This is a genomic window from Streptomyces sp. NPDC111802 (assembly GCF_055634335.1).
In genome coordinates this window covers 37,973-56,352 of sequence record NZ_JBVKCZ010000037.1, presented here as the reverse complement: position 1 = coordinate 56,352, position 18,380 = coordinate 37,973, and the positions used below count along the sequence as shown (strand labels likewise).

20 protein-coding genes are annotated in these 18,380 nt (G+C 65.9%); 15 read left to right on the top strand and 5 right to left on the bottom strand.

Annotation, left to right across the window (positions count from 1 at the left end; translation table 11 throughout):
• Window positions 1–7 precede the first annotated feature (7 nt).
• Together ACZ7NC_RS33010 and eccE are read right to left on the bottom strand one after the other, a co-directional pair.
• Window positions 8–847, bottom strand: a complete 840-nt coding sequence (locus ACZ7NC_RS33010; RefSeq protein ID WP_471493541.1) for a hypothetical protein — start codon at window positions 845–847, stop codon at window positions 8–10.
• Window positions 847–2,166 (bottom strand): type VII secretion protein EccE, encoded by a 1,320-nt coding sequence (gene eccE / locus ACZ7NC_RS33005; RefSeq protein ID WP_471493538.1) that lies wholly within the window; start codon window positions 2,164–2,166, stop codon window positions 847–849. Before eccE ends, ACZ7NC_RS33010 begins: the two co-directional genes overlap by 1 nt.
• Before the next feature lie 375 nt (window positions 2,167–2,541).
• Between eccE and eccB the strand changes: the two genes are divergently transcribed.
• Together eccB and ACZ7NC_RS32995 are read left to right on the top strand one after the other, a co-directional pair.
• On the top strand, window positions 2,542–4,098 hold the full coding sequence (gene eccB / locus ACZ7NC_RS33000; protein WP_471493536.1) for a type VII secretion protein EccB: 1,557 nt from the start codon (window positions 2,542–2,544) through the stop codon (window positions 4,096–4,098).
• Window positions 4,099–4,350: 252 nt separating this feature from the next.
• Complete coding sequence (locus tag ACZ7NC_RS32995) at window positions 4,351–4,662, top strand: WXG100 family type VII secretion target (RefSeq protein WP_471493534.1); 312 nt, start codon at window positions 4,351–4,353, stop codon at window positions 4,660–4,662.
• Here ACZ7NC_RS32995 and ACZ7NC_RS32990 read toward each other — a convergent pair.
• Window positions 4,643–4,810, bottom strand: a complete 168-nt coding sequence (locus tag ACZ7NC_RS32990; RefSeq protein ID WP_471493532.1) for a hypothetical protein — start codon at window positions 4,808–4,810, stop codon at window positions 4,643–4,645. The two genes, ACZ7NC_RS32995 and ACZ7NC_RS32990, sit on opposite strands and share 20 nt — an antisense overlap.
• A gap of 29 nt (window positions 4,811–4,839) precedes the next feature.
• Here ACZ7NC_RS32990 and ACZ7NC_RS32985 point away from each other — a divergent pair, with 29 nt between their 5' ends.
• From ACZ7NC_RS32985 to ACZ7NC_RS32945, 9 genes are all read left to right on the top strand, one after another.
• The gene (locus ACZ7NC_RS32985) at window positions 4,840–5,130 is read left to right on the top strand and encodes a WXG100 family type VII secretion target (protein ID WP_393520412.1); all 291 of its coding nucleotides are present in this window, start codon (window positions 4,840–4,842) and stop codon (window positions 5,128–5,130) included.
• A gap of 218 nt (window positions 5,131–5,348) precedes the next feature.
• A complete protein-coding gene (gene mycP, locus ACZ7NC_RS32980; RefSeq protein WP_471493529.1) occupies window positions 5,349–6,689 on the top strand; it encodes a type VII secretion-associated serine protease mycosin in 1,341 nt (446 codons plus the stop codon).
• Between the two features lie 82 nt (window positions 6,690–6,771).
• A complete protein-coding gene (locus ACZ7NC_RS32975) occupies window positions 6,772–7,125 on the top strand; it encodes a hypothetical protein (protein ID WP_471493527.1) in 354 nt (117 codons plus the stop codon).
• 37 nt (window positions 7,126–7,162) lie between these two features.
• On the top strand, window positions 7,163–8,725 hold the full coding sequence (locus ACZ7NC_RS32970) for a hypothetical protein (protein WP_471493525.1): 1,563 nt from the start codon (window positions 7,163–7,165) through the stop codon (window positions 8,723–8,725).
• Window positions 8,726–8,809: 84 nt separating this feature from the next.
• Complete coding sequence (gene mycP / locus ACZ7NC_RS32965) at window positions 8,810–10,165, top strand: type VII secretion-associated serine protease mycosin (protein WP_471493523.1); 1,356 nt, start codon at window positions 8,810–8,812, stop codon at window positions 10,163–10,165.
• Window positions 10,166–10,609: 444 nt separating this feature from the next.
• Window positions 10,610–10,945, top strand: a complete 336-nt coding sequence (locus ACZ7NC_RS32960; RefSeq protein WP_471493520.1) for a hypothetical protein — start codon at window positions 10,610–10,612, stop codon at window positions 10,943–10,945.
• Complete coding sequence (locus ACZ7NC_RS32955) at window positions 10,942–12,105, top strand: WXG100 family type VII secretion target (protein ID WP_471493518.1); 1,164 nt, start codon at window positions 10,942–10,944, stop codon at window positions 12,103–12,105. Before ACZ7NC_RS32960 ends, ACZ7NC_RS32955 begins: the two co-directional genes overlap by 4 nt.
• 29 nt (window positions 12,106–12,134) lie before the next feature.
• A complete protein-coding gene (locus ACZ7NC_RS32950; protein WP_471493516.1) occupies window positions 12,135–13,448 on the top strand; it encodes a hypothetical protein in 1,314 nt (437 codons plus the stop codon).
• A 3-nt stretch (window positions 13,449–13,451) separates the two neighbouring features.
• Window positions 13,452–14,033: a S8 family peptidase gene (locus tag ACZ7NC_RS32945; protein ID WP_471493609.1), complete on the top strand. Its 582-nt coding sequence runs from the start codon at window positions 13,452–13,454 to the stop codon at window positions 14,031–14,033.
• Window positions 14,034–14,346: 313 nt separating this feature from the next.
• On the opposite strand, the gene ACZ7NC_RS32940 is transcribed toward ACZ7NC_RS32945, so the two are convergent.
• Complete coding sequence (locus ACZ7NC_RS32940; protein ID WP_471493514.1) at window positions 14,347–14,958, bottom strand: hypothetical protein; 612 nt, start codon at window positions 14,956–14,958, stop codon at window positions 14,347–14,349.
• Between the two features lie 33 nt (window positions 14,959–14,991).
• Window positions 14,992–15,510, bottom strand: coding sequence for a hypothetical protein (locus ACZ7NC_RS32935; RefSeq protein WP_471493512.1), 519 nt, complete (start codon window positions 15,508–15,510; stop codon window positions 14,992–14,994).
• Window positions 15,511–15,703: 193 nt separating this feature from the next.
• Here ACZ7NC_RS32935 and ACZ7NC_RS32930 point away from each other — a divergent pair, with 193 nt between their 5' ends.
• From ACZ7NC_RS32930 to ACZ7NC_RS32915, 4 genes are all read left to right on the top strand, one after another.
• A complete protein-coding gene (locus tag ACZ7NC_RS32930) occupies window positions 15,704–16,027 on the top strand; it encodes a WXG100 family type VII secretion target (protein ID WP_471493607.1) in 324 nt (107 codons plus the stop codon).
• Window positions 16,028–16,047: 20 nt separating this feature from the next.
• Complete coding sequence (locus ACZ7NC_RS32925; RefSeq protein WP_471493510.1) at window positions 16,048–17,169, top strand: WXG100-like domain-containing protein; 1,122 nt, start codon at window positions 16,048–16,050, stop codon at window positions 17,167–17,169.
• 100 nt (window positions 17,170–17,269) lie between these two features.
• Window positions 17,270–17,659, top strand: a complete 390-nt coding sequence (locus ACZ7NC_RS32920) for a hypothetical protein (protein ID WP_471493508.1) — start codon at window positions 17,270–17,272, stop codon at window positions 17,657–17,659.
• A gap of 331 nt (window positions 17,660–17,990) precedes the next feature.
• Complete coding sequence (locus ACZ7NC_RS32915) at window positions 17,991–18,344, top strand: hypothetical protein (RefSeq protein WP_471493506.1); 354 nt, start codon at window positions 17,991–17,993, stop codon at window positions 18,342–18,344.
• Window positions 18,345–18,380 lie beyond the last annotated feature (36 nt).

Below are 18,380 nucleotides of genomic sequence, written 5' to 3'. Positions count from 1 at the left end.
CGACGTATCAGTCCATACGGCGGGCGACGCCGAGCAGACCCGTCTCCGCATCGGTGGGGTCGGTCATGACGAACTTCTGGTGCTTGCGGGTGCACCACAGGGCGACCCCGTCGTGCAGGGTCGGCAGGTGCTGGAGCTGATCCTCGGGGATGCCCAGCGTGTCCCGTACGGCCTCGGTCTCGTAGGGCGAAATGCGCTGGATTCCCACCAGATGGGCCTGCGCCAGCCAGCGCGGAGCGTGCTCACTGACGAACGGCAGCACCGTCACGACGGCCTGCCACGGCACGGACGTCACACGACCGCGCGGCGGACGGATACCGCAGTCCCGGAACAGCACGACCGGACTCGACACCGACGGCCCCTGCGCGGGCACCCGGCCCACCGGGTAGACCGTCACACACTGCTGGCCGCCGCCCGCCGCCTGGGCCAACTGCTGCCAGGCCTGCGGACGTCCGGTCTCGACGCCCACGCGCGCTCCCGTCGCGGCGGCGCGCAGCGCCAGCACCTGGGCGAGCCACAGGCCACCCACGAGCACGACGTCGAAGGGGGTCGGACGGGACAGCCCGAGCACGGCCGGCTGCGACTCCGGGTCGGTGCCGATGATCACGCCGTCGTCACCGAGCGGCATGCTGATCGCCGCGAGTTCGTCGGCGGAGACGACATGGCGGTTGCGGCGCGGGCCGCGCAGCCCGAACCCCGGGCTGAAGATGCGCCGTTGCTGCTGCGGGGTCTCGGGCCGGATGATCGGGATCAGGCCGGTGTCGTTGGGCGAGGCCACGTGCGCGGGCGTGCGTGCGGGGTTACGGCCCTGCTGTCCCGGGGGCATCGTCTGGGCGGGCTGGGACATCAGTACGTACCTCCGAGCGGCAGAGTGGCGAGGGCTCCGGGGACCTGCTCCCGGTCGAGACGGACCAGGCCGACCTTCGAGGTACTGGCGGCCCGCTCCAACTCACGCCCGATCTGGCCGAGTTCGCTGTCGCCGCGAGCGGTGACGCGGATGTGCCCGGTGAGCGAGACACCCCGGTTGCCGGCCTTGCTCAGGGTCATGCTGAACGTCGTGGCGAGCACCGGCAGCGAGGTGAACCGCGTGACCAGCTCCGGCAACGCCGCACCGCCGCTGCCCAACTGCGGCCAGCGGGACACCCAGTACGTCGTGTGCCACCGGTCGTCGACCCGCCAGGTCCGCACCGACTCGACCGTACGGCGCTGGGTGCGCCCGTCCTGGCCGTGCTGCGCGTTCGCGCGCGGGTTCAGACAGCTGGACGTCGCCAGGGCCTGCACCAACTCGGTCTCGTCCAGGATCGTCGCCTTGAACCCGGCGCCGGCCAGCCGGCTCGCCAACTGGTCGGCCACGCGCAGCAGTGCGCGCTGGGCGCCGGGGACGCCGTCGCCGCGGGCCTGGACAGCCTCCGGGCACAGCTCCGGGTCGAGCTTGAGGGCGACCCAGGTGAGCCGCAGCGCGGGGGAGCCGGCCTGCGCCTGCAGGGGGCCGTACGACCGCGCGGCCAGCGACTGCTGCGGCAGGTGCGGCGCGGGCGCCGGCTGGGTGTGCTGTACGACCTGGACGGAGGCGAGCCGGATCCCGTCGACCTCGAGGGCGTCCTGGATCAGGCGGAGCGGCAACTGCCGCCCGGCGGCCGCGGGGCGCAGCGGCTGGTCTCCCGGCTGGACGAAGAGGACGGCGGTCAGGAAGGTGCCGTCGCCGATCATGCCGACCGAGCGGTCGTCACGGGAGACGAAGGAGGACGTCCGCAGCGCGGGGTCGCACTCCACGACCGGGACCAGCATCGCGTCGGTGCCGGGCGGGACGGGCGTCTTGGCGTCGCGTCGCCGCTGCCTCAGCGCGCGCGTCGTGTCGTACCACTCGGGCAGCGGGCGCCGTCCGCGGCGCAGAACCGCCAGCAGGAGCAGCAGTGCCGCCACGGCGCCGGCCGGGGCCAGCAGCCAGGAGGTGTCGGCGGCCCAGGCGACCAGCATGACCGCGGCCGCGAGTTCCACCAGGATGAGCTGTTGCAACCGCACCGGGCCAAGACCGCCCGGCCTGGGCAGCGTGCGCGGCGACGCGGCGGCGGGGGCTGCCGGAGCGGCCGACGTACGTCTGCCGTTCGGGTCTCCCTGTTGCTGCTGTGCGCGGCGTCCGCGCCGGGTGCTCGTAGCGCTGGTCATCCCCCGGGACATCCCTTTCGCGAAGTAAGTGGCCGTTCGCCGGGCCCACATCGTCAGGCATCTGTCAGGCGTCGTCAGGCATCGTCAAATGCGAGTGGCTCACGGTACCCGCTGCGGAACGCGAGGCGACACAGGGGACACCGAAACCCCAGGTGGTCAGCCTTTCACGGACCGAACCCGCGTGGTGGAGCGCTGTCGTGAAGCTCTGTGAAGATGCGGGGGCGGCCGCAGACCTGATGAATCGTCGCCGCCCGGCGCAGGGCATAGTAGGTGCCTGCGTGGCCGAAGCGGCCCTCCGCGCGCGGCCGGAACTTCGAGCACGGCCGAAAGCGCCGCAAACGCGATTGAGCATCACTAACGGGAGAAACGGGGACCATGGCAAAGCAGCGTCGGGATGAGCTGGCCGCCTACACCTTCGCTCGCAAGCGCACCGTCGCGGCGTTCCTGGCGCCGTCGCCGGGCGGCTCGGAGGAAGGCGCGCCGCGTCCGGTCCGTACGGTGATGCCCAGCCTGGCGGTCGGCGTGGTGCTGGTGATCGGCTTCATCGCGTGGGGCGTCATCAAGCCCACCGCGCCCAAGGGCTGGGACACACCGGGCGAATACATCATCGTCGACAGCGATTCCACGACGCGCTACGTGGTCCTCGACCCGGACCCGAAGGACAGCAAGGTGGAGAAGGTCCTCCACCCGGTCCTCAACTACGCCTCCGCCAAGCTGCTGCTCGACAAGGGCAAGGGCAGCGTCCTCGAGGTCCCCGGCAAGGAGATCGACAAGAGCGGCATCCGGCACGGCGCGACGATCGGCATTCCGTACGCCCCCGACCGGCTGCCCTCCAAGGAGGACGCGGAGAAGGCCAAGACCTGGGCCGTGTGCGAACGCCCCGCGCCGGGCGAGGAGGGTGCCATCGACCGGGCCGTCTTCGTCTTCGACGCCGATGACGCCAAGTCGCTCGGGAACTCGGGGAAGGTCGACCCGCGCGAGGCCCTGTACGTCGAGGACACCAAGACCAAGCTGGAGTACCTGGTCGACGGCAAGGGGAACCGCTTCCTGCTGGGCGGCAAGGAGGGTCTCGACCCCACCTCCATGGAGCAGCTGCGTTCCGCTGTCATCGGCAGCAGCGCCACGACCGAGCCGCAGCCGGTGAGCCAGGAGTGGCTGAACACCCTCAACGACGGCGGCGACGTCACCTTCCCAACGGTCCCGTCCGACGGCGGTCCCACCGCGGTCCAGGGCCTGCCCGCCGAGGCGAGCACGGTCGGCCAGGTGCTCAGGGCACGGGACGCGCAGAGCGAGCAGTTCTACGTCGTCCTCAAGGACGAGGTCGCCGCCATCTCGCCGTTCGTCGCCAACCTGCTGGTCGCACGCGACGAGGCCGGCGCCATCAAGGTCCCCACCCGGGACATCATCGAGGCCAACAACGGCCGGGCGGACCGCTTTTACGCGGACAAGGGCTGGCCCGAGTACGTTCCCAAGCAGGCCAACAGCGCGGACACGGCGACCGGCGAGGCCCGTACCACCTCGTGCAGCGTCTACAAGGGCGGCTTCGGCGCGGACAGGAAGCCGCAGCTGGCGGCCTGGGCCGGGACGAACTACCCCAAGAAGGTCATCACCGACTCACTGAGCGCCTACGTCTCCTCCGGCTCCGGCCTCCTCTTCCAGGAGGTCACCGGTTCGGCCGGGGGCGGTGGCGCGGTGTACCTGCTGACCGACACGGGCCTGCGGTACTCGCTGCCGGCGAGCAATGACAGCCAGGCGGAGAACGCCGACTCCGGCTCGTCCAAGGGCGAGGCGAGCGAGACGGACAAGGCGCGCACGCGACTTGGTTACGAGGACCTGTCCAACCCGGCGATCGTGCCGCAAACGTGGGCAACTTTCATCCCGAAGGGCCCGACGCTGGACACCGCGAGCGCCTCGCAGCCGCAGAGCCAGTGACGTAGCGCTGCCCTCCGGCCGACGGACCGACAGACGGCGACCAACGGGCCGGTGGGCAAAGGCACTTGAGTAAGACGCCGCACGGGTCACAGGTTGATCGCCCAAGTGTGTGAGCCGTGTAACTGATTGGCCTTGCCTGTGGTTGAGTGACAGGCTGACGATAGAGTGTTTGCAGCGCTCAAGCGTGCGAAGCGCCTCCGGGCACCGGAACAGGGTTTCCCGGATCAACGACGACATGGGGGAAGGTTCATCATGGCCGGCCAGTTCCGGGTAACAGAGGACGAACTCACCAAGCTCTCCAGCGACATCACCACCGTGAACGGTCAGCTGCAGGGCGAGATCCGCCGTCTCAACGGAGTGATCGACCAGATCGCCGGTGGCTGGAAGGGCCAGGCGGCCCAGTCCTACCGCCAGCTGCAGGACCGTTGGAACTCCGACGCGAAGCGGATGAGCGACATCCTCAACGACATCAAGGAAGCCGTGGACTCCACGCGGAGCAACTACTCCGCGTCGGAAGAGCAGCAGAACTCCGAGATCAGCAAGATCATGTCCGACTTCGGCTGATCAAGCCGAGCGGAATCCGGCTGTTCCAGCCGATCCGGATTGACCGGGGCCAGAAACAGGGCGGGTCGAACCAGCGGATCCAGTCGATCCAGCAGATCCAGCCAATCCAGCCAATCCAGTCAATCCAGCCGATCCAGTCGATCTCCACAGACTTCCAACGAATCTTCCTGAAAGGGAATGACGATGTCGATCCTCGTCAATTACGCCACGATCACCAACGCGTCCACGGACGTGAAGTCGACCGCCGGCCGTATCAAGCAGCAGCTCGACGACCTCGAGGCCGCCGTCAAGCGCGTCGCCAACTCCTGGGAGGGTGAGGCGCAGGAGGGCTACCAGCGCAAGCAGCGCGAGTGGGACCAGACCGCCGCTGACCTGCACGCCACCCTGCTGAAGATCTCCACGGCGCTGCAGAACGCCGCCGAGAACTACCAGGCCACTGAGAAGAGCAACGCCTCGACCTGGGGCTGAGCCCGTCGGCGACCCGAGGGACTTGAGATGATGGGAATCGGCCCAGCGGACGCCACGGCGTCCGCTGGGCCGACCTCTGCTTCGGGGTCGTACACAAACTCCGCGGGAGTGCACACGGCAAATCCCGCGAACATTCACACTCACCGCCACACGCGTGACATCTACATGACTCAGCTTCGAAGGAAGCACGCAGCAAGGAAGCCCTGGGGGACCGGAAGATGAGGGGCCTGAACGTGAAGGGCCGGACAGCCCGTTCGCGTAACCGCACCGGCCGCAACAGTGGAACCCGCGCACTGCAGCGGGCTTTCGGCGTGCTCGCGGTGACCGGGGTCTGCCTTGCTGCGGCGCCGCCCGCGCCGCTGACACCGACGCCCACCCGCCTGGCGGACGCGGGCGCACCCACCTCCGCCGGCGGCCCGGACTTCGGCCTGTCGGCCAGCACGGAATGCGTCTTCGGCGGTGACGTCATCAAGTCCACGCCGTGGTCGCTGCAGCGGATCCTCCTGGACCAGCTGTGGGCACAGGCGACGGGCAAGGGCGTCAAGGTCGCGGTGATCGACACGGGTGTCGACGACAGCAACAAGCAGCTGCGCGGCGCGGTGGCCTCGGGGAAGTCCTACGTCGGCGGTTCCGCCACCGACGACCTCGAGGGCCACGGGACCCGAGTCGCGGGCATCATCGCGGCTCGCTCGCTCAAGGGCACGGGTTTCGTGGGCATCGCCCCGGACGCCGAGATCCTCTCCTACCGCTACACGGGCGGGGAGGAGAAGCAGGGCAACTCACGGACGATGTCCCAGGCGATCAGCGCCGCGGTGGCTGCCGGCGCCAAGATCATCAACATTTCCTCGGACACCGCGAACAAGGAAGACAACGACGAACTGCGCGGCGCTGTCGCGTCTGCGGTGAACGCGGGTGCCCTCATCGTCGCGGCCGCCGGCAACGACGGAGCCGACGGCAAGTCCGCGAAGACGTACCCCGCCTCGTACGAGGGCGTCCTGGCGGTGGCCGCCTCCGACCGCAACGACGAGCGCGCCTTCTTCTCACAGTCCGGCGACTTCGTGGACGTGGCGGCCCCGGGCGTCGGCATGGTCTCCACGGTCCCCAAGGACGGCCAGTGCAACGCCGACGGCACGAGCTTCGCGGCGCCGTACGTCGCGGGCGTCGCGGCCCTCCTGAAGGACAAGCACTCCGACTGGACCGCATCCCAGATCGCCACCCGCATCGAGGAAACGGCCCAACGCCCGGGACGAGGCCCCAACCGCTACATCGGCTGGGGCGTGGTCGACCCGGTCGCGGCATTGTCGGACGACTCGACACCGGGCACCGCTCCGAAGCCGGATCCGCCGGTTGCGGCCGGGGCGGGCGGGGTCGTACCCATGGCTGTGACGATGGGCGAGAGCGAGACGGAACGGGAGCGCCGGGTCGCGATTTACGTACTGGGTACGGGACTTGCGCTTGCCCTTGTGGTTGCGGGGAGTGGGGTGGCTGTGCGGGACTGGCGTAGTCGACGGGTTGGTCGGGCCGGCCCGGGCGGGCCGGTTAGCGGGGCTGGGCGATGATGGCGCCGACGACGGCGATGACGAGGCGCGGGCACCGAGTGGGTGCTGACAACTTGAGAAACAGGGGAGAGGACAACGGGGTATGAGTGACGGAATGCGGGTTGATCTGAGCGCGCTGGATGAGGTCATCCGGAAGCTCTGGCGGTTGTTGGACGACATGGACAAGGCCGGCACCACGTCGAAGTACGACACAGAGATTCCGATGGATGCCTTCGGTCAGTCTTGCTTCTTCACAGAAGCCCGAGACCTGCATGGGGCTCAAGGCGAAATGAAGGCCAAGATCGAGACGATGATCAAGAAGCTCCATGAGCTGATCGACGACTTCAGCACGAAAACCTCGAAGGTACGAGACAAGTACAACGACGAGGAACACGAGATCAAGCAGAGCGTCGGGGGCAACCGGGGTGGCTCCACCAAGGGTCAGCTGGCGCAGTAGTCGGGTCCAGGCATAGCACTAACGAGGGGAGCGGACCATGGCCGATGCAGCAGGAGATTACAGGGCAAGCCAGCAGTACGCGGAAAACCAGCAAAAGCAAAGGCAAGCGGAACAGCAGAAGGAACACGACCGCAAGCTTGAGTCCGACAAGGTCGCGCAGAACGGCGGCGGAATCGATCGTTCGTCCTTCAAGACGGACTTCATTTCCTACTCGATCAATGGTCTGCGCCAGATGATCCTGGACTCCACTCCCGGAAAAGTCGCGGAGGCCGGCAGTCATTGGAAGTCGGTCCACAACGTCCTGTCCGGGGGCGACGGCGACGGCAAGGCCGGCGGTGTGGACCAGGTTTCGTCCAAGGACAGCGTCGCAGGCATGCTGCAGACCGCTGTCGAGAACGTCTTGGAGCACTGGGAAGGCCAGGCGGCTGAAGCCTTCAAGCGCCGGGCGGACGAGATCGCCGGTCAGGTCCGCAACGGTGCCGCGCACGCCAACTTCACAGCAGAGCAACTCTTTGCGATCAGCAAGGACCTTGATGCCGCCAAGACCAAGATGGAGGACATCAAGGAGCCGTCTCTCGCTGAGCGCGCTGGCGACAAGCTGAATGACAATGGCCGTGATGACGCCCAGATGAAGAAGGACTTGGCCTCAGGCGTCAGCGCCGGCACGGTTGCCGACGCGAACGAGAAGAGCCTGTCGCTTCAGATGGAGCGGCGGCTGCAGGCTGTGGCTGTGATGGAGGAGCTGGCGGCCAACTATCAGGTTTATACGAAGAACCTGAAGAGTGGCGGCGGCGTGAGGGATGACGGCGGCATTGAGCCCCCGAAAAACGACGTGACGATGCCTCCTCCGATTGCAATGCCGAGTTCATCGACAGGAGGGCCGGGCGCAGCCGGTGCAGGCAGCAAGCCTTGGAGCGCAGGTCCCACCAGCAGCATCAAGACGGCTCCTGCGGTGCCCCGCGATGCTGGCATTAACGGGGGCTCTCAGCTTCCGGCGACCCGAACAAGGGTCGACAGCATCAGCCCGGGCCTGAGTGGAACTGGCCCTGGTGCGGGCAGTGTCGGAGTCGGTGGTGGCGGTGGCAGCGCCGGTATCGGTGGCGGCGCCCAAGGGCCGGGGATCGTGGCTCCTGGCGGAACGTCCGGTCTTGGGCGCAGTGCCGCTGGACGCGCTGGCATTGGTGCCGGGGGCGGCCGCGCTGGTTTGGCCGGTGGTGGCTCGGCATCAGCGGGCCGCGGTGCTGGAGGCCGTGCTGGCATGGGTGGCATGGGTGGCGCGGGCGCGGGCGGGGCTGGCCGAAGCGGTGCTGGCGCCAGCGGTCGCGGAGCCCTCGCGAAGGCCCGTGGCGGCGTGGTCGGCGCGGCCAAGGGGGCCACCGGCAAGGGCACCGGTGGTGGTGCAGGCTTGCACGGCAGCCGGGGCGGAACCCAGCGCGGAGCCATGGCAGGCGGTATGGCTGGCGGCGCGGGTGGACGCAACGGACGGCGGAGCGAGGACGAGAACAGCCGGGGCGACCGTCCTGACTACTTGGTCGAGGACGAAGAGACCTGGATCTCGGAAGAGGACCGCAACCGCAACGTACCGCGAACGATCGAATAGTCACGCGGGCGAGCCGTAAGGAGAAGCTTCCGGCTCGCCGTGAAGGCTGGCGTAACCAGTCCTAGTTGAATGAGGAGCAAGGAATTGGGTGTCAAGGAAGTCTGGTCCACGGCAGGAGTCCTGACGTTGACGGGAGCCTTGCTCCTCACTTCAGCGCCGACTGCTTCAGCGGATTACATCCGAGACAGGCAGTGGGTCATTGATGTCGTTGACTTCAACAAGGTTTGGACAGAATCACAAGGGCAGGGCGTCACAGTAGCCGTTATCGACACCGGAGTTGACAGTAGCCACCCTGACTTGACAGGGCAGGTGTTGAAGGGCAAGGACTTCACTGGAACCGACGGGGACGGCCAAGTCGACAGTGTCGGCCACGGTACTGGCATGGCAAGTCTCATTGCGGGACACGGGCACGGGGCAAACAACTCTGCTGGTGTGATCGGTTTGGCACCTAAGGCCAAAATTCTACCCATCGTGGGTGGCGTCGAGGACAAATTCGACAACGAGCAGTGGGCCGAAGGCGTTCGCTACGCCGTGGATCAAGGCGCAAAGGTGATCAACCTGTCGTTCTCTGACCCGCTGGCTGAACCGGGTTCAGAAGGGGCGAATGCTATCGCATATGCGCAGCAGCACGACGTGGTTGTTGTGTCAGGCACCGGAAATGATGGACTTGGGAAGTTGGAGTACCCCGCTAGGCTCCCCGGCGTGGTAGCAGTAAACGCTATTGATGAATCGCTGAATCTTTGGGAGAACTCCAACTTCGGTCAGGGAGTGACTCTGGCTGCCCCAGGAGCAAATATCGTCCGAGCTAACCCCAGCAAGTCCAGCGGATACTCGGAAGGTAGCGGTGTCTCCGACGCCACCGCTTACGTCTCTGCTGCTGCTGCCCTCGTCCGCGCCAAATACCCGGACCTCACCGCAGGCCAGGTAATCAACCGGCTGATCAAATCAGCCACATTCCTAAAGCATGACGTCAAGAAAACGCCTGACGACGAGTACGGCTACGGCATCATCCGCCCGTATATGGCGCTGACAATGGACATCCCCAAGGGCTCCAAGCAGGGCCCGCTCGCCCAGTCCGCGCCGTCCGCGTCCACCAATTCAGGTGCTGCCTCGGATGACGACAGCACGAACCAGGCCGCCAAGAAAAAGAAGAAGTCTTCCTCCGGAAGCATCTTCCTCATCGCCGGCGTCGCAGCCGTCGTGGTCGTCATCGGCATCCTCTTCGTGGTAATCCGCAGCCGCCGCAACGGCGGCAACGGCGGGGGCCCCGGCTCCGGCGGCGGAACGCCCTCTCAGGGCACCGGATACCCGCCTCAGCCTCCGGCGGGCTATCAGCAGTACCCCAACACAGCTTCCAGTCAGGGGTACCCGACGCATCCAGGACAGTCGCCACAGCACCCCAACCCCTACGCCCAGCAGCCCCCGCACCAAGGGCAGTGAGCGCGCCGCGTGCCGGGGCAGGTGGATGAGTAGCAAACAGCCGAACAGTGGGTCGATGGTTCCGAATTCCGGGAATTTTCGTAGGTGCTGACGGACCTAGGGGCAAGTACGCGCTCAATGATCCAGATTCGACACCCACACGGTCATCTGGGTCCCACCTGTGTTGCTCCTCAAGCCCGCTAGGCGGGAAATGGCGCCACGTCATTCGCGAACCAGACCAGCCGCGATCACGCACGGATTCCTGCCGTGAAACCACCGGCTGTGGTGCTGGAGTGATATTGAAGCGACGGTGCGGAGGAGGCAGTGGGGGAGCCGGGGGTGGGAGAGAATTGGTCGAAGTAGACGTGACAGGTAATCAACAGCACCCACTTCAGAGACGCCTGCCTTAGTAATCGGCGGCTTACACCAATCGGTTCTCACGGATCATTCGGATGGGGGAAATAGGTGGCTGACGACGAGGCCTACTATGCGGACGGGGCAGGGAGAAGCCTGGCCAAGAAATTTGAGCTTCAGGCGTACGACCTGCGCGCATACCTCAAGAAGTTCGAGAATGAGACCGGTGAAGAGGCAATCTCTGACGGCTTTGGATTTCTCACGGAGTCGGACGAGGTCAGAAACGCCTACATTGAGTACTCAACGACTGCGGCTTCTGCAATGAAGGCACTTCACGAACATCTGGATGCTATCGCTGATGCCTTGAGGAAGGTCAACAAAAACACGGAAGTGAATGACCAGGATGTCGCTGCGCTCTTCGGTAAGGGATCCGGAGGTGACAGGTGAGCGGTAAGGAGACGGGCGCAGAAGAGATCGTCGAACTTGGCCTCGAGATCGTCAACCCCGGCGGTCGACCTGACGAGTTGAGGCAGGCCGCCAAGGCCTGGCGGCAGCTCAAGGCTGAAGTGGCGGGCGCGGACGGCCTACTCAAGGCGCTCGACAGAAATGTCGAAGACACAGTCGGTCACACTTGGCGCGGTGAAGCTGCGGAAGCCTTCAGGGAGCATTGGCGTAAGGTCAAATCTGCGGTCGAAGAAGGAGTCCAAGAGTACGACGACATCGCCAAGCAGCTGGATGAAGTGGCCGATGAGATCGAGACCGTCAACGACGAGATTCACGCGATCTACGCCGAAATCGGTGTCTCCATCGGTGTTGGCGTGGCTTTGTCATTTGTGAGCTTCGGGGTCGCGGGTGGTGCCGCCGCTGCGAATGTCACTCGACTCGCTGCTCAAGCGGTCCGCATCTCAGCCCGCCTCGGTACGTTGCTCCGGCGCATCGCGGCGGCAATCCGTGCCTACCAACAGGCCGGGAAGATGACCAAGCTGGCTGCCAGCTTCTTCGTCAACTGGGCTGGCAACACTGGTGGAACGCTGCTCGGTGCCGGCCTCTCCGGCCAAGACGTTGACGGCGCCAAGGTCTGGGAAGCAACCTGGCAGGGAGGACTTGCCGCAGCCGTCGGCACCCCTGCGGGTATGGGAGCAGCGAGCAAGGCCGGCAAGATCATGGATGACATGGCCTCTCCGCCGGGTGCTCTTGCCAAGAATCTCACTGAGAACATCACCGGTGGGGTTGTTGGCAACGTGGCTGGCGGGCTTGCCGTGGATGCTCATACCGCCCTCACGACAAATGAAGACCCCGAGTGGGGTAAGAATGCCCTAATCAATGCGGCAGGTGGGGCAATTGGCGGGGCAACAGTCGGCGGCGCCGGACACTACAGGGAAAACATCCCCGTTGCGGAGGGATGGGACACGTCACGTTACGGGCAGCGTGGCGAGAACCCCGACTTCTCCATTGAAGTGCCCGCTGGCGGTGTGGGTGCCGGACTGGCAGGGGCAGGAGGAGAGCTCACCGCCAGTGATGACGAGGATGGCAAGGACAAGGGGCCAGACGAGCCGACCACGGCTTTCGGCCGTAAGCAGCGCAGTCTTGAGGAAGATTTCGGATGATGAGAAGGTCCAGCACCCTGGCCCGCTGCTTGGCTCTGCTGGGCCTCAGTATGTCGGCTACGGTCGCCGCCATTTTGATCCAGCCCTCCACTCGCCCACCCAGGTGGGACCTTTTCGCAAGCCTCGTGGTGGCGGCAGTAGCTGCCAGCGGCGGTGTCCTCTTCCTCCGCCGCCGCCCGGTCGATCACCGGGGTTCGGGAAGCAAACACTGGTGGGTCGAGCAACGCAACGGTTGGGTCGGATTCGCAGCCTGGTCATGGGTGGTGCTCGCCTTCCTGGTGGCGTACGCAACGCTTTCTCCGACGCCTGCAGCGTGGGAGATCGTTGACGCGGGTTCAGCGATGCGTACCACCGAGGTCGAGAAGGTCCTGTCCACGAAGTACGTAAGCAGTCAGCGCACTGGGCATTACAGCTCCACAGTGTTGGTATCTGTGCCTTTCGACCAAGGGCCCGAGGTTTCTGAAGCAGAGATGACCTCGAGCAACAAGCCGAGGGCAGGAGAAGAGGTCTGGGTCCTCTTTGCACCGTCGTCACCCGACCTAGGGTTCTTTGTGGGGGATCGGCAGTCGCTCGAAGAGAAGATCGGCGGGCGAGCAGACCTGTGGACGGTCTTCTTGACTCTAGGGTGCTTGGCCTTCTGCTGGTTCATGAACTTGTTCGGCCGCTGGCGCTCCGATCCCGTGGCCGGCATCCATCGTTCGCGACAACAAGGAACACTCCACGCACTGCCCGTCTCCGTCACGGGGGTGGAAGTGGCCCTCGATGAGCGCCCGGCCTCTGCATCTGCGACCAAACATGTGAAGCCTCGCATTCGCGTGACGAGCGCGGAGTTCGGTGAGCTGTATCTGTATCTGGATGACATCGTCGACCCCCTGCCGCTTGCGCAACCGCTGATGGGCGTCGGTGGCCACGTCTACTGGCGACGGCCCACTCGGCAGCTCCCGTACGCGAATTCGGTCGGCTATGCCGTACTGATTTTGGATGGACAGCATTACGTCGCCGGATGGCTTGAGTCTGCGGACGCTTCAATCGACCTGCCGATGAGCGCACGTGTCCCGGCGGACCGGGAACTGCCGGCCGCAGGCGGGCTCCGAGCCCTTCACCCCACCTCCCCCGTGGAAGCAAGCGCCAATTCCACCGTCCTGAAGGCGCTCCTGCTCGGCACTATGGCCCTGGGCGTGATCACCCTTGGTGTCGGTGACGTCGCGACAGTTGCTCTCGCCATTGCGTCTGTGCTGGCAGTTCTGACCGGCCGGAGGCGTGCGGGACGTCAGGTGAAGCGGCATTTGGAGGGTCTTGCACCCGGCAGCGACTTGAGCACTGGCACGACCCGCAAGGCCTGATAGCTGAACTCGCAGGGGAAAACGATCTACGGATGCGCCGCCCTCGATCAACACAGAACCGACACCCGAGGGGCCTCTCTATCGGAATCATCACCCTCACATGTCCGGGTCGGGGCTGATGGCCTTGCTGATCGTGGCCGCTCGGTTGAGGCCGATGCTCAACTCGTTGAGGGGGGCCGCTTCGTTCCTTCTGATTCCCACTGCGACGTACTCAACGCGGGCTCATACCCTGCCGGTTATGCAGGCGTGATCTCGGTGGCGGCCACAAAGCCAGGGGGTGGGCGTGCCAACTTCTCGACCGTGCATACGTACAACGATGTGGCCGCGCCCGGCGTCGACATCGTCAGCGCCAATAACACCGGTGGTTACAGGTCGGTCGATGGCACCTCGCCGGCCTGTGCGCTCGCTGCCGGCGTCGTGGCCCTCATGCACGCGAAGAACCCAAAACTGACGCCCGCTCAGGTGAACGACGTGCTGATCGCCACTACCCATCGCCCCCCAGGGGGCGGTAACGCCATGCTCGGCTACGGCTTGATCAACGCGGATGCGGCAGTGGAGGCGGCTGCTTCGCCCCCAAGGACATGACGGGGGCGGTTCTGCACAAGGGCAATGAGCACCTGGCCACTCCGGATGGCACACCGAAGACCACGCACCCCGAGCTGGACCAAGGACTGTGGATGACGGGCCTCGTTGCTGCCGGTGTGGGATTGGTTTTCTTGATCGGTGGTGTACTCCTCGCGCGGTCGGGCCGACGCCCGGTTCAGGCGGGTGTGGCCGGCATGGCGCAGCCTCACGGGCCCTTCCCCGGCTGAGTCCTCACACTGAACGGCAAGGCTCCTGTTGAGCTCGAGGCGTGGCCTTGAGCTCAACAGGAGCCTTGGGACTTTTCCAGGTCCCGTTACACGAAGAACATCACCAGCAAGCTGACCGCGAAGCCGATCACGCCCACCGCGATCAGGGTGTATACCGTGCTGATCAGGCCTTGCCCCGCCGTCTGCCTGGCTCGCTGGAAGTCGGACGTGCCGCCGAAGGCGAAGCCCGTGGTGGTGCAGAGGAGGCCTAGGGCGAGGGGGAGCAGGGCTGCGAACCACCACACGCAGCCGACCGCGATCGCGCCGACCCACCCGTGGTCCTGCTGGTAGGACGTCTCGCCGGTCTTGAGGGCCTCGATGACGTCGCCGCGCTGGTGCAGGGCATCGCTCTTGAGCTCCGCGTTGATGTCCTTGGCGGAGCCGTCGGTCGCGGTGAAGGTGCCGTAGCACCACTTGGTCTTGGTCTTCTTGCGTGAACTGCTCGATGTGCTCGAGCGGTACTTGTAGTCGACGGTGCAGGTCTCGACGGTGAGCTTGCCCGGGGTGGACGTGGCATAGGAGTAGGGGCCGAGGTAGGCGCCCAGAGCCAGGAGGACCATGCCTACGAGGATCAGGCCCGCGCCGATGAGGCGGCCGAGGCCCGAACGGTCTCCGGGGGCGGTGGTGTTGGGCCAGGGGGCGCCTTGTACTTGTGTCATTGGGGGTGACTCCTCAGAGTGCGAATACGCGCATCACAGGGCGAATGCGCAGACGAGTGCCGCAAGGATGCCCAGGGTGAAGAGGCCGCCCACGAGAGGGCCGGTGACGGTGGGGGCCGGCAGGGAATTCCAGGAGGCCGTGAAACCGGGGCCGTTGCGTGAGCCGAAGCCGGTGAGAAGGCAGAAGATGCCGGATGCCAGCAAGGAGAGGCACAGCGCGAGAATCGCGGCGTCGTCGCCGGGGTGCCGGCCCTGCGGCAGTTCGAAGGTATCGCCTACTTGCACCACAGGGATTTTCGACCCGGTCTCGAAACGCGATGAAGTGTCCACTTCTATGTTTTGGTAAGAAGTCTCACCGTGTTGCGCGGCCCAGCTTCCGGTGCAGCTGAACTTGAGTTCGGTGGAACGTCGACGGGTGCCGTAGTGGGTCTTCGTGTGCGTCTCGCATGAAGAAACGGTGAGGGTTCCTGTCGTGCCGTCACCGGAGAGTTCACTGCGGACTTCCGGAATGGTCACCGTGGCGACGGCAGCGGCGGTGAGAAGTAGTCCCACTCCGATGAGTCTTCCCATCCACAGGCTCGCTGAGCTGCTGTAACGCGGCCGCGTTGTCACCACTTGGGGGTCCCTTTAGATAACTTGACGATCTCTTGACCGATGGGGTTTCTGGGGTGTGCGCGAGGAGTCTAAGCTATCGGCCTGTCGTGCAATATGACGTGCTGCAAAGGGAGTTCGGGGGAGAGTGGCGATGTTCGACACCTTTAGCGTGGACACGGCCGTACTACGGCGTCAGGGGCAGAAGTTCGCCGATCTCGGAGGCGATTTTGCGAGCGCTTCCAAGCGTCTTCGGAGTGACCTCGAAGGGATCGGGGAGCCGTGGGCGGACGCCGATTTCGGAGAGATCTTCGGGGACATTTACACGCCAATTCGTGACGGAATCTTCACGTCCATGGACAGCCTCGCGGAACGGCTCCAGCAGATCGGGCACAACCTGCAGGACAACGCTCGTAACTACGACGCCTCCGAGGCGTCGAACAGTGGCCTGCTTGGCGGCATCGCCGGTCAACTCTAAGCGAATTCGGGGTTATCGGTATGTCGCTCACACTGCCCGGCGAGCTCGTCTGGGTGCTCGACCTCCTCGGCTACAGCTGGCCCGAGGCCGACGAAGAAGCGCTGCACCAGGTCGCCGAGACCTGGCGGAGCTTCGGTGCTGAACTGGAGAAGATCGAGGCGCAGGGCGAAGGCCTCGCCCGCACCGTCGTCGCGTGCAACTTCGGCTCCGCCATCGAGGGCTTCAGCAAGGACTGGGGCGCTTACACGGGCGCGAACGGCGAGGACAGTTATCTCCCGGACGCGAAGACCGCCTGCGACGTGATCGCCTTCGCCTTCGACGCGGCAGCAATCGCGGTCCTCACGGCGAAATTGTCCGTGATCGCCCAGCTCATCGCCCTGGCCATCGAGATCATCGCGGCCCAGGCGGCGGCCCCCTTCACCTTCGGGCTGTCCGAGATCGGCGCGCTGGGCGCGACTCAGGCCACGCGCTTGATCGTCCGGGAGCTGCTGGACCGGCTCAAGAAGGAGGTCATGGAGGCGGTCACCAAGGCCATGGAGCACGCCACCATGGACGCCCTCAAGAAGGTCGCCAAGAAGGTGGTCAAGGACCAGGTCAAGCAGTTCGTCCAGGAGAAGGTGGTCGACGCCGCCAAGGACAAGGCCCGCGAGGCCGCCGTCGGTATGGCTCAGAACGTCGGCCAGCAGAGCATCGAGGCCTACTTCGACGCACGCTCCGGCATCGACCTCGGCGAGACGGCGGACGTCGCCAAGACGGCGGCCGGTGAATATCTGGACGGCCTGAAGAACGAGGTCAGCGGGGGCGAGGGATCCTCGCTCGCCGGCTACGCGGATCCGAACACGTATGTGGATCACGCGAAGGAGACCGTCACGGGAGCGGTCGGGGATCGCGCACAGCAGGGGGTCGACGCGCTGGTCGGTCACGGTGCCAACGCCGGCGCCACCTCAGGCGCCGGGGATGTGCAGGCCTCCGACGGAAGTGCGGCCACTGCCGCCTCAGCAGACTCCGGGTCCTCCAGCGCCTCGGACACCGCACGGGCTGCCAGTCGGGGGACGACAACGAGCTCCGCGACGCGCTCGGGCTCGGGTTCGTCCGCTTCCACAGCGCCCGCGGACGACTGGGCTCGGAATGAGTTCGGATGAAGCCGCCACTGCCTCCCATCGCCCGCAGAGCCCGCACCTCCTCTACGGCCCTCAGTGCCTCGACCGCCTCCACCGCCGACAGCAAGGACGCATCGCACCCATGACCGCGGACCGGGAAATCCAGGACGAGGAACTCATGGGCATCGCCCGGGACCCCGAGCAGGCCCTGCGGCTGCGCCGTTCCCTGCGCACGATCGCCGGCGCGACTTCGCTCAGCCCCGAACTGCGTGAGATGGCGCGGTCCGTGCTGAGCGGGGGTGTCGACATCAAGGACGCCCTCCAGGACCCCCGCTACACCGAGGCCGTGTACCAGCGGATGCATGAGATTCGCCGGGCCGCCGACGACCAGACGCACGCGGAACGCCAGCAGTCCAAGGCCCGGTTCGTGGAGTGGGACGCGCGGCAGCAGGCGGACCTGGACCGGGAGCGTGCTGAGCGGGATGCGCCGGTGCGCGGCTCGGGCGGGGGAGGGCGGGCGGTTCAGCGCTGAGGTGCGGGCAGCCGTATCGGGGCCAGACGTACTGCACAGTGGGCAGTTTATTCAGTATGGATGGATTGTCGCCCTATCTGATGAATTCGATCGACGGCGCGCAATTCTCCTCGGAACCTTCACGCTCAGCCGCCCGCCGGTCAATTCGCGTGAGTGCAGGGACGATACGGCTCCTCTACGAGGTGCCCGAACCGACCGTGTGTTGAAGCGTTCACGCGTGCGTTGGTAGGTTCACGCCGGTCGACACCCGCCGAACCTCCGATGAGGTAATCCCTTGGACAGCGCCGCCAACAGTTCTGACAAACGCGTAGACGACTCCGAGTTTTTGGAGATGACCCAGCAGGACGCCGTCCAGGCCAAGATGCTGCGGCAGTCGCTGGAGCATCTCGCCTCGGGGCTGGGCGGTCCGGCGCTGAAGGAGATGGCCCAGGAGGTTCTCTCCGGCCGCATGGGGCTGCGTGAGGCGGCCAATGTGTCGGCCTATGCCGAGGAAGCCGTGACGCAGTCGGCCCCGCTCGCCGAGAAGTGGGCCTCCATGTCCGACAGTGAGCGTGAGGCGCTCGCCGCGGACGGGGAGCGCCGGCTCGAGGAGCAGCGGCGGCAGCTCGATGAGGAACGGCGTGCGGAGTCCGAGAACCGGTCGGGCCCGTCGAGGCACGACGGACGCGGCTGGTCCTTGTACTGAGGCACTCGGGTGCTGAGGTGCTGTGCCGGGGTGCTG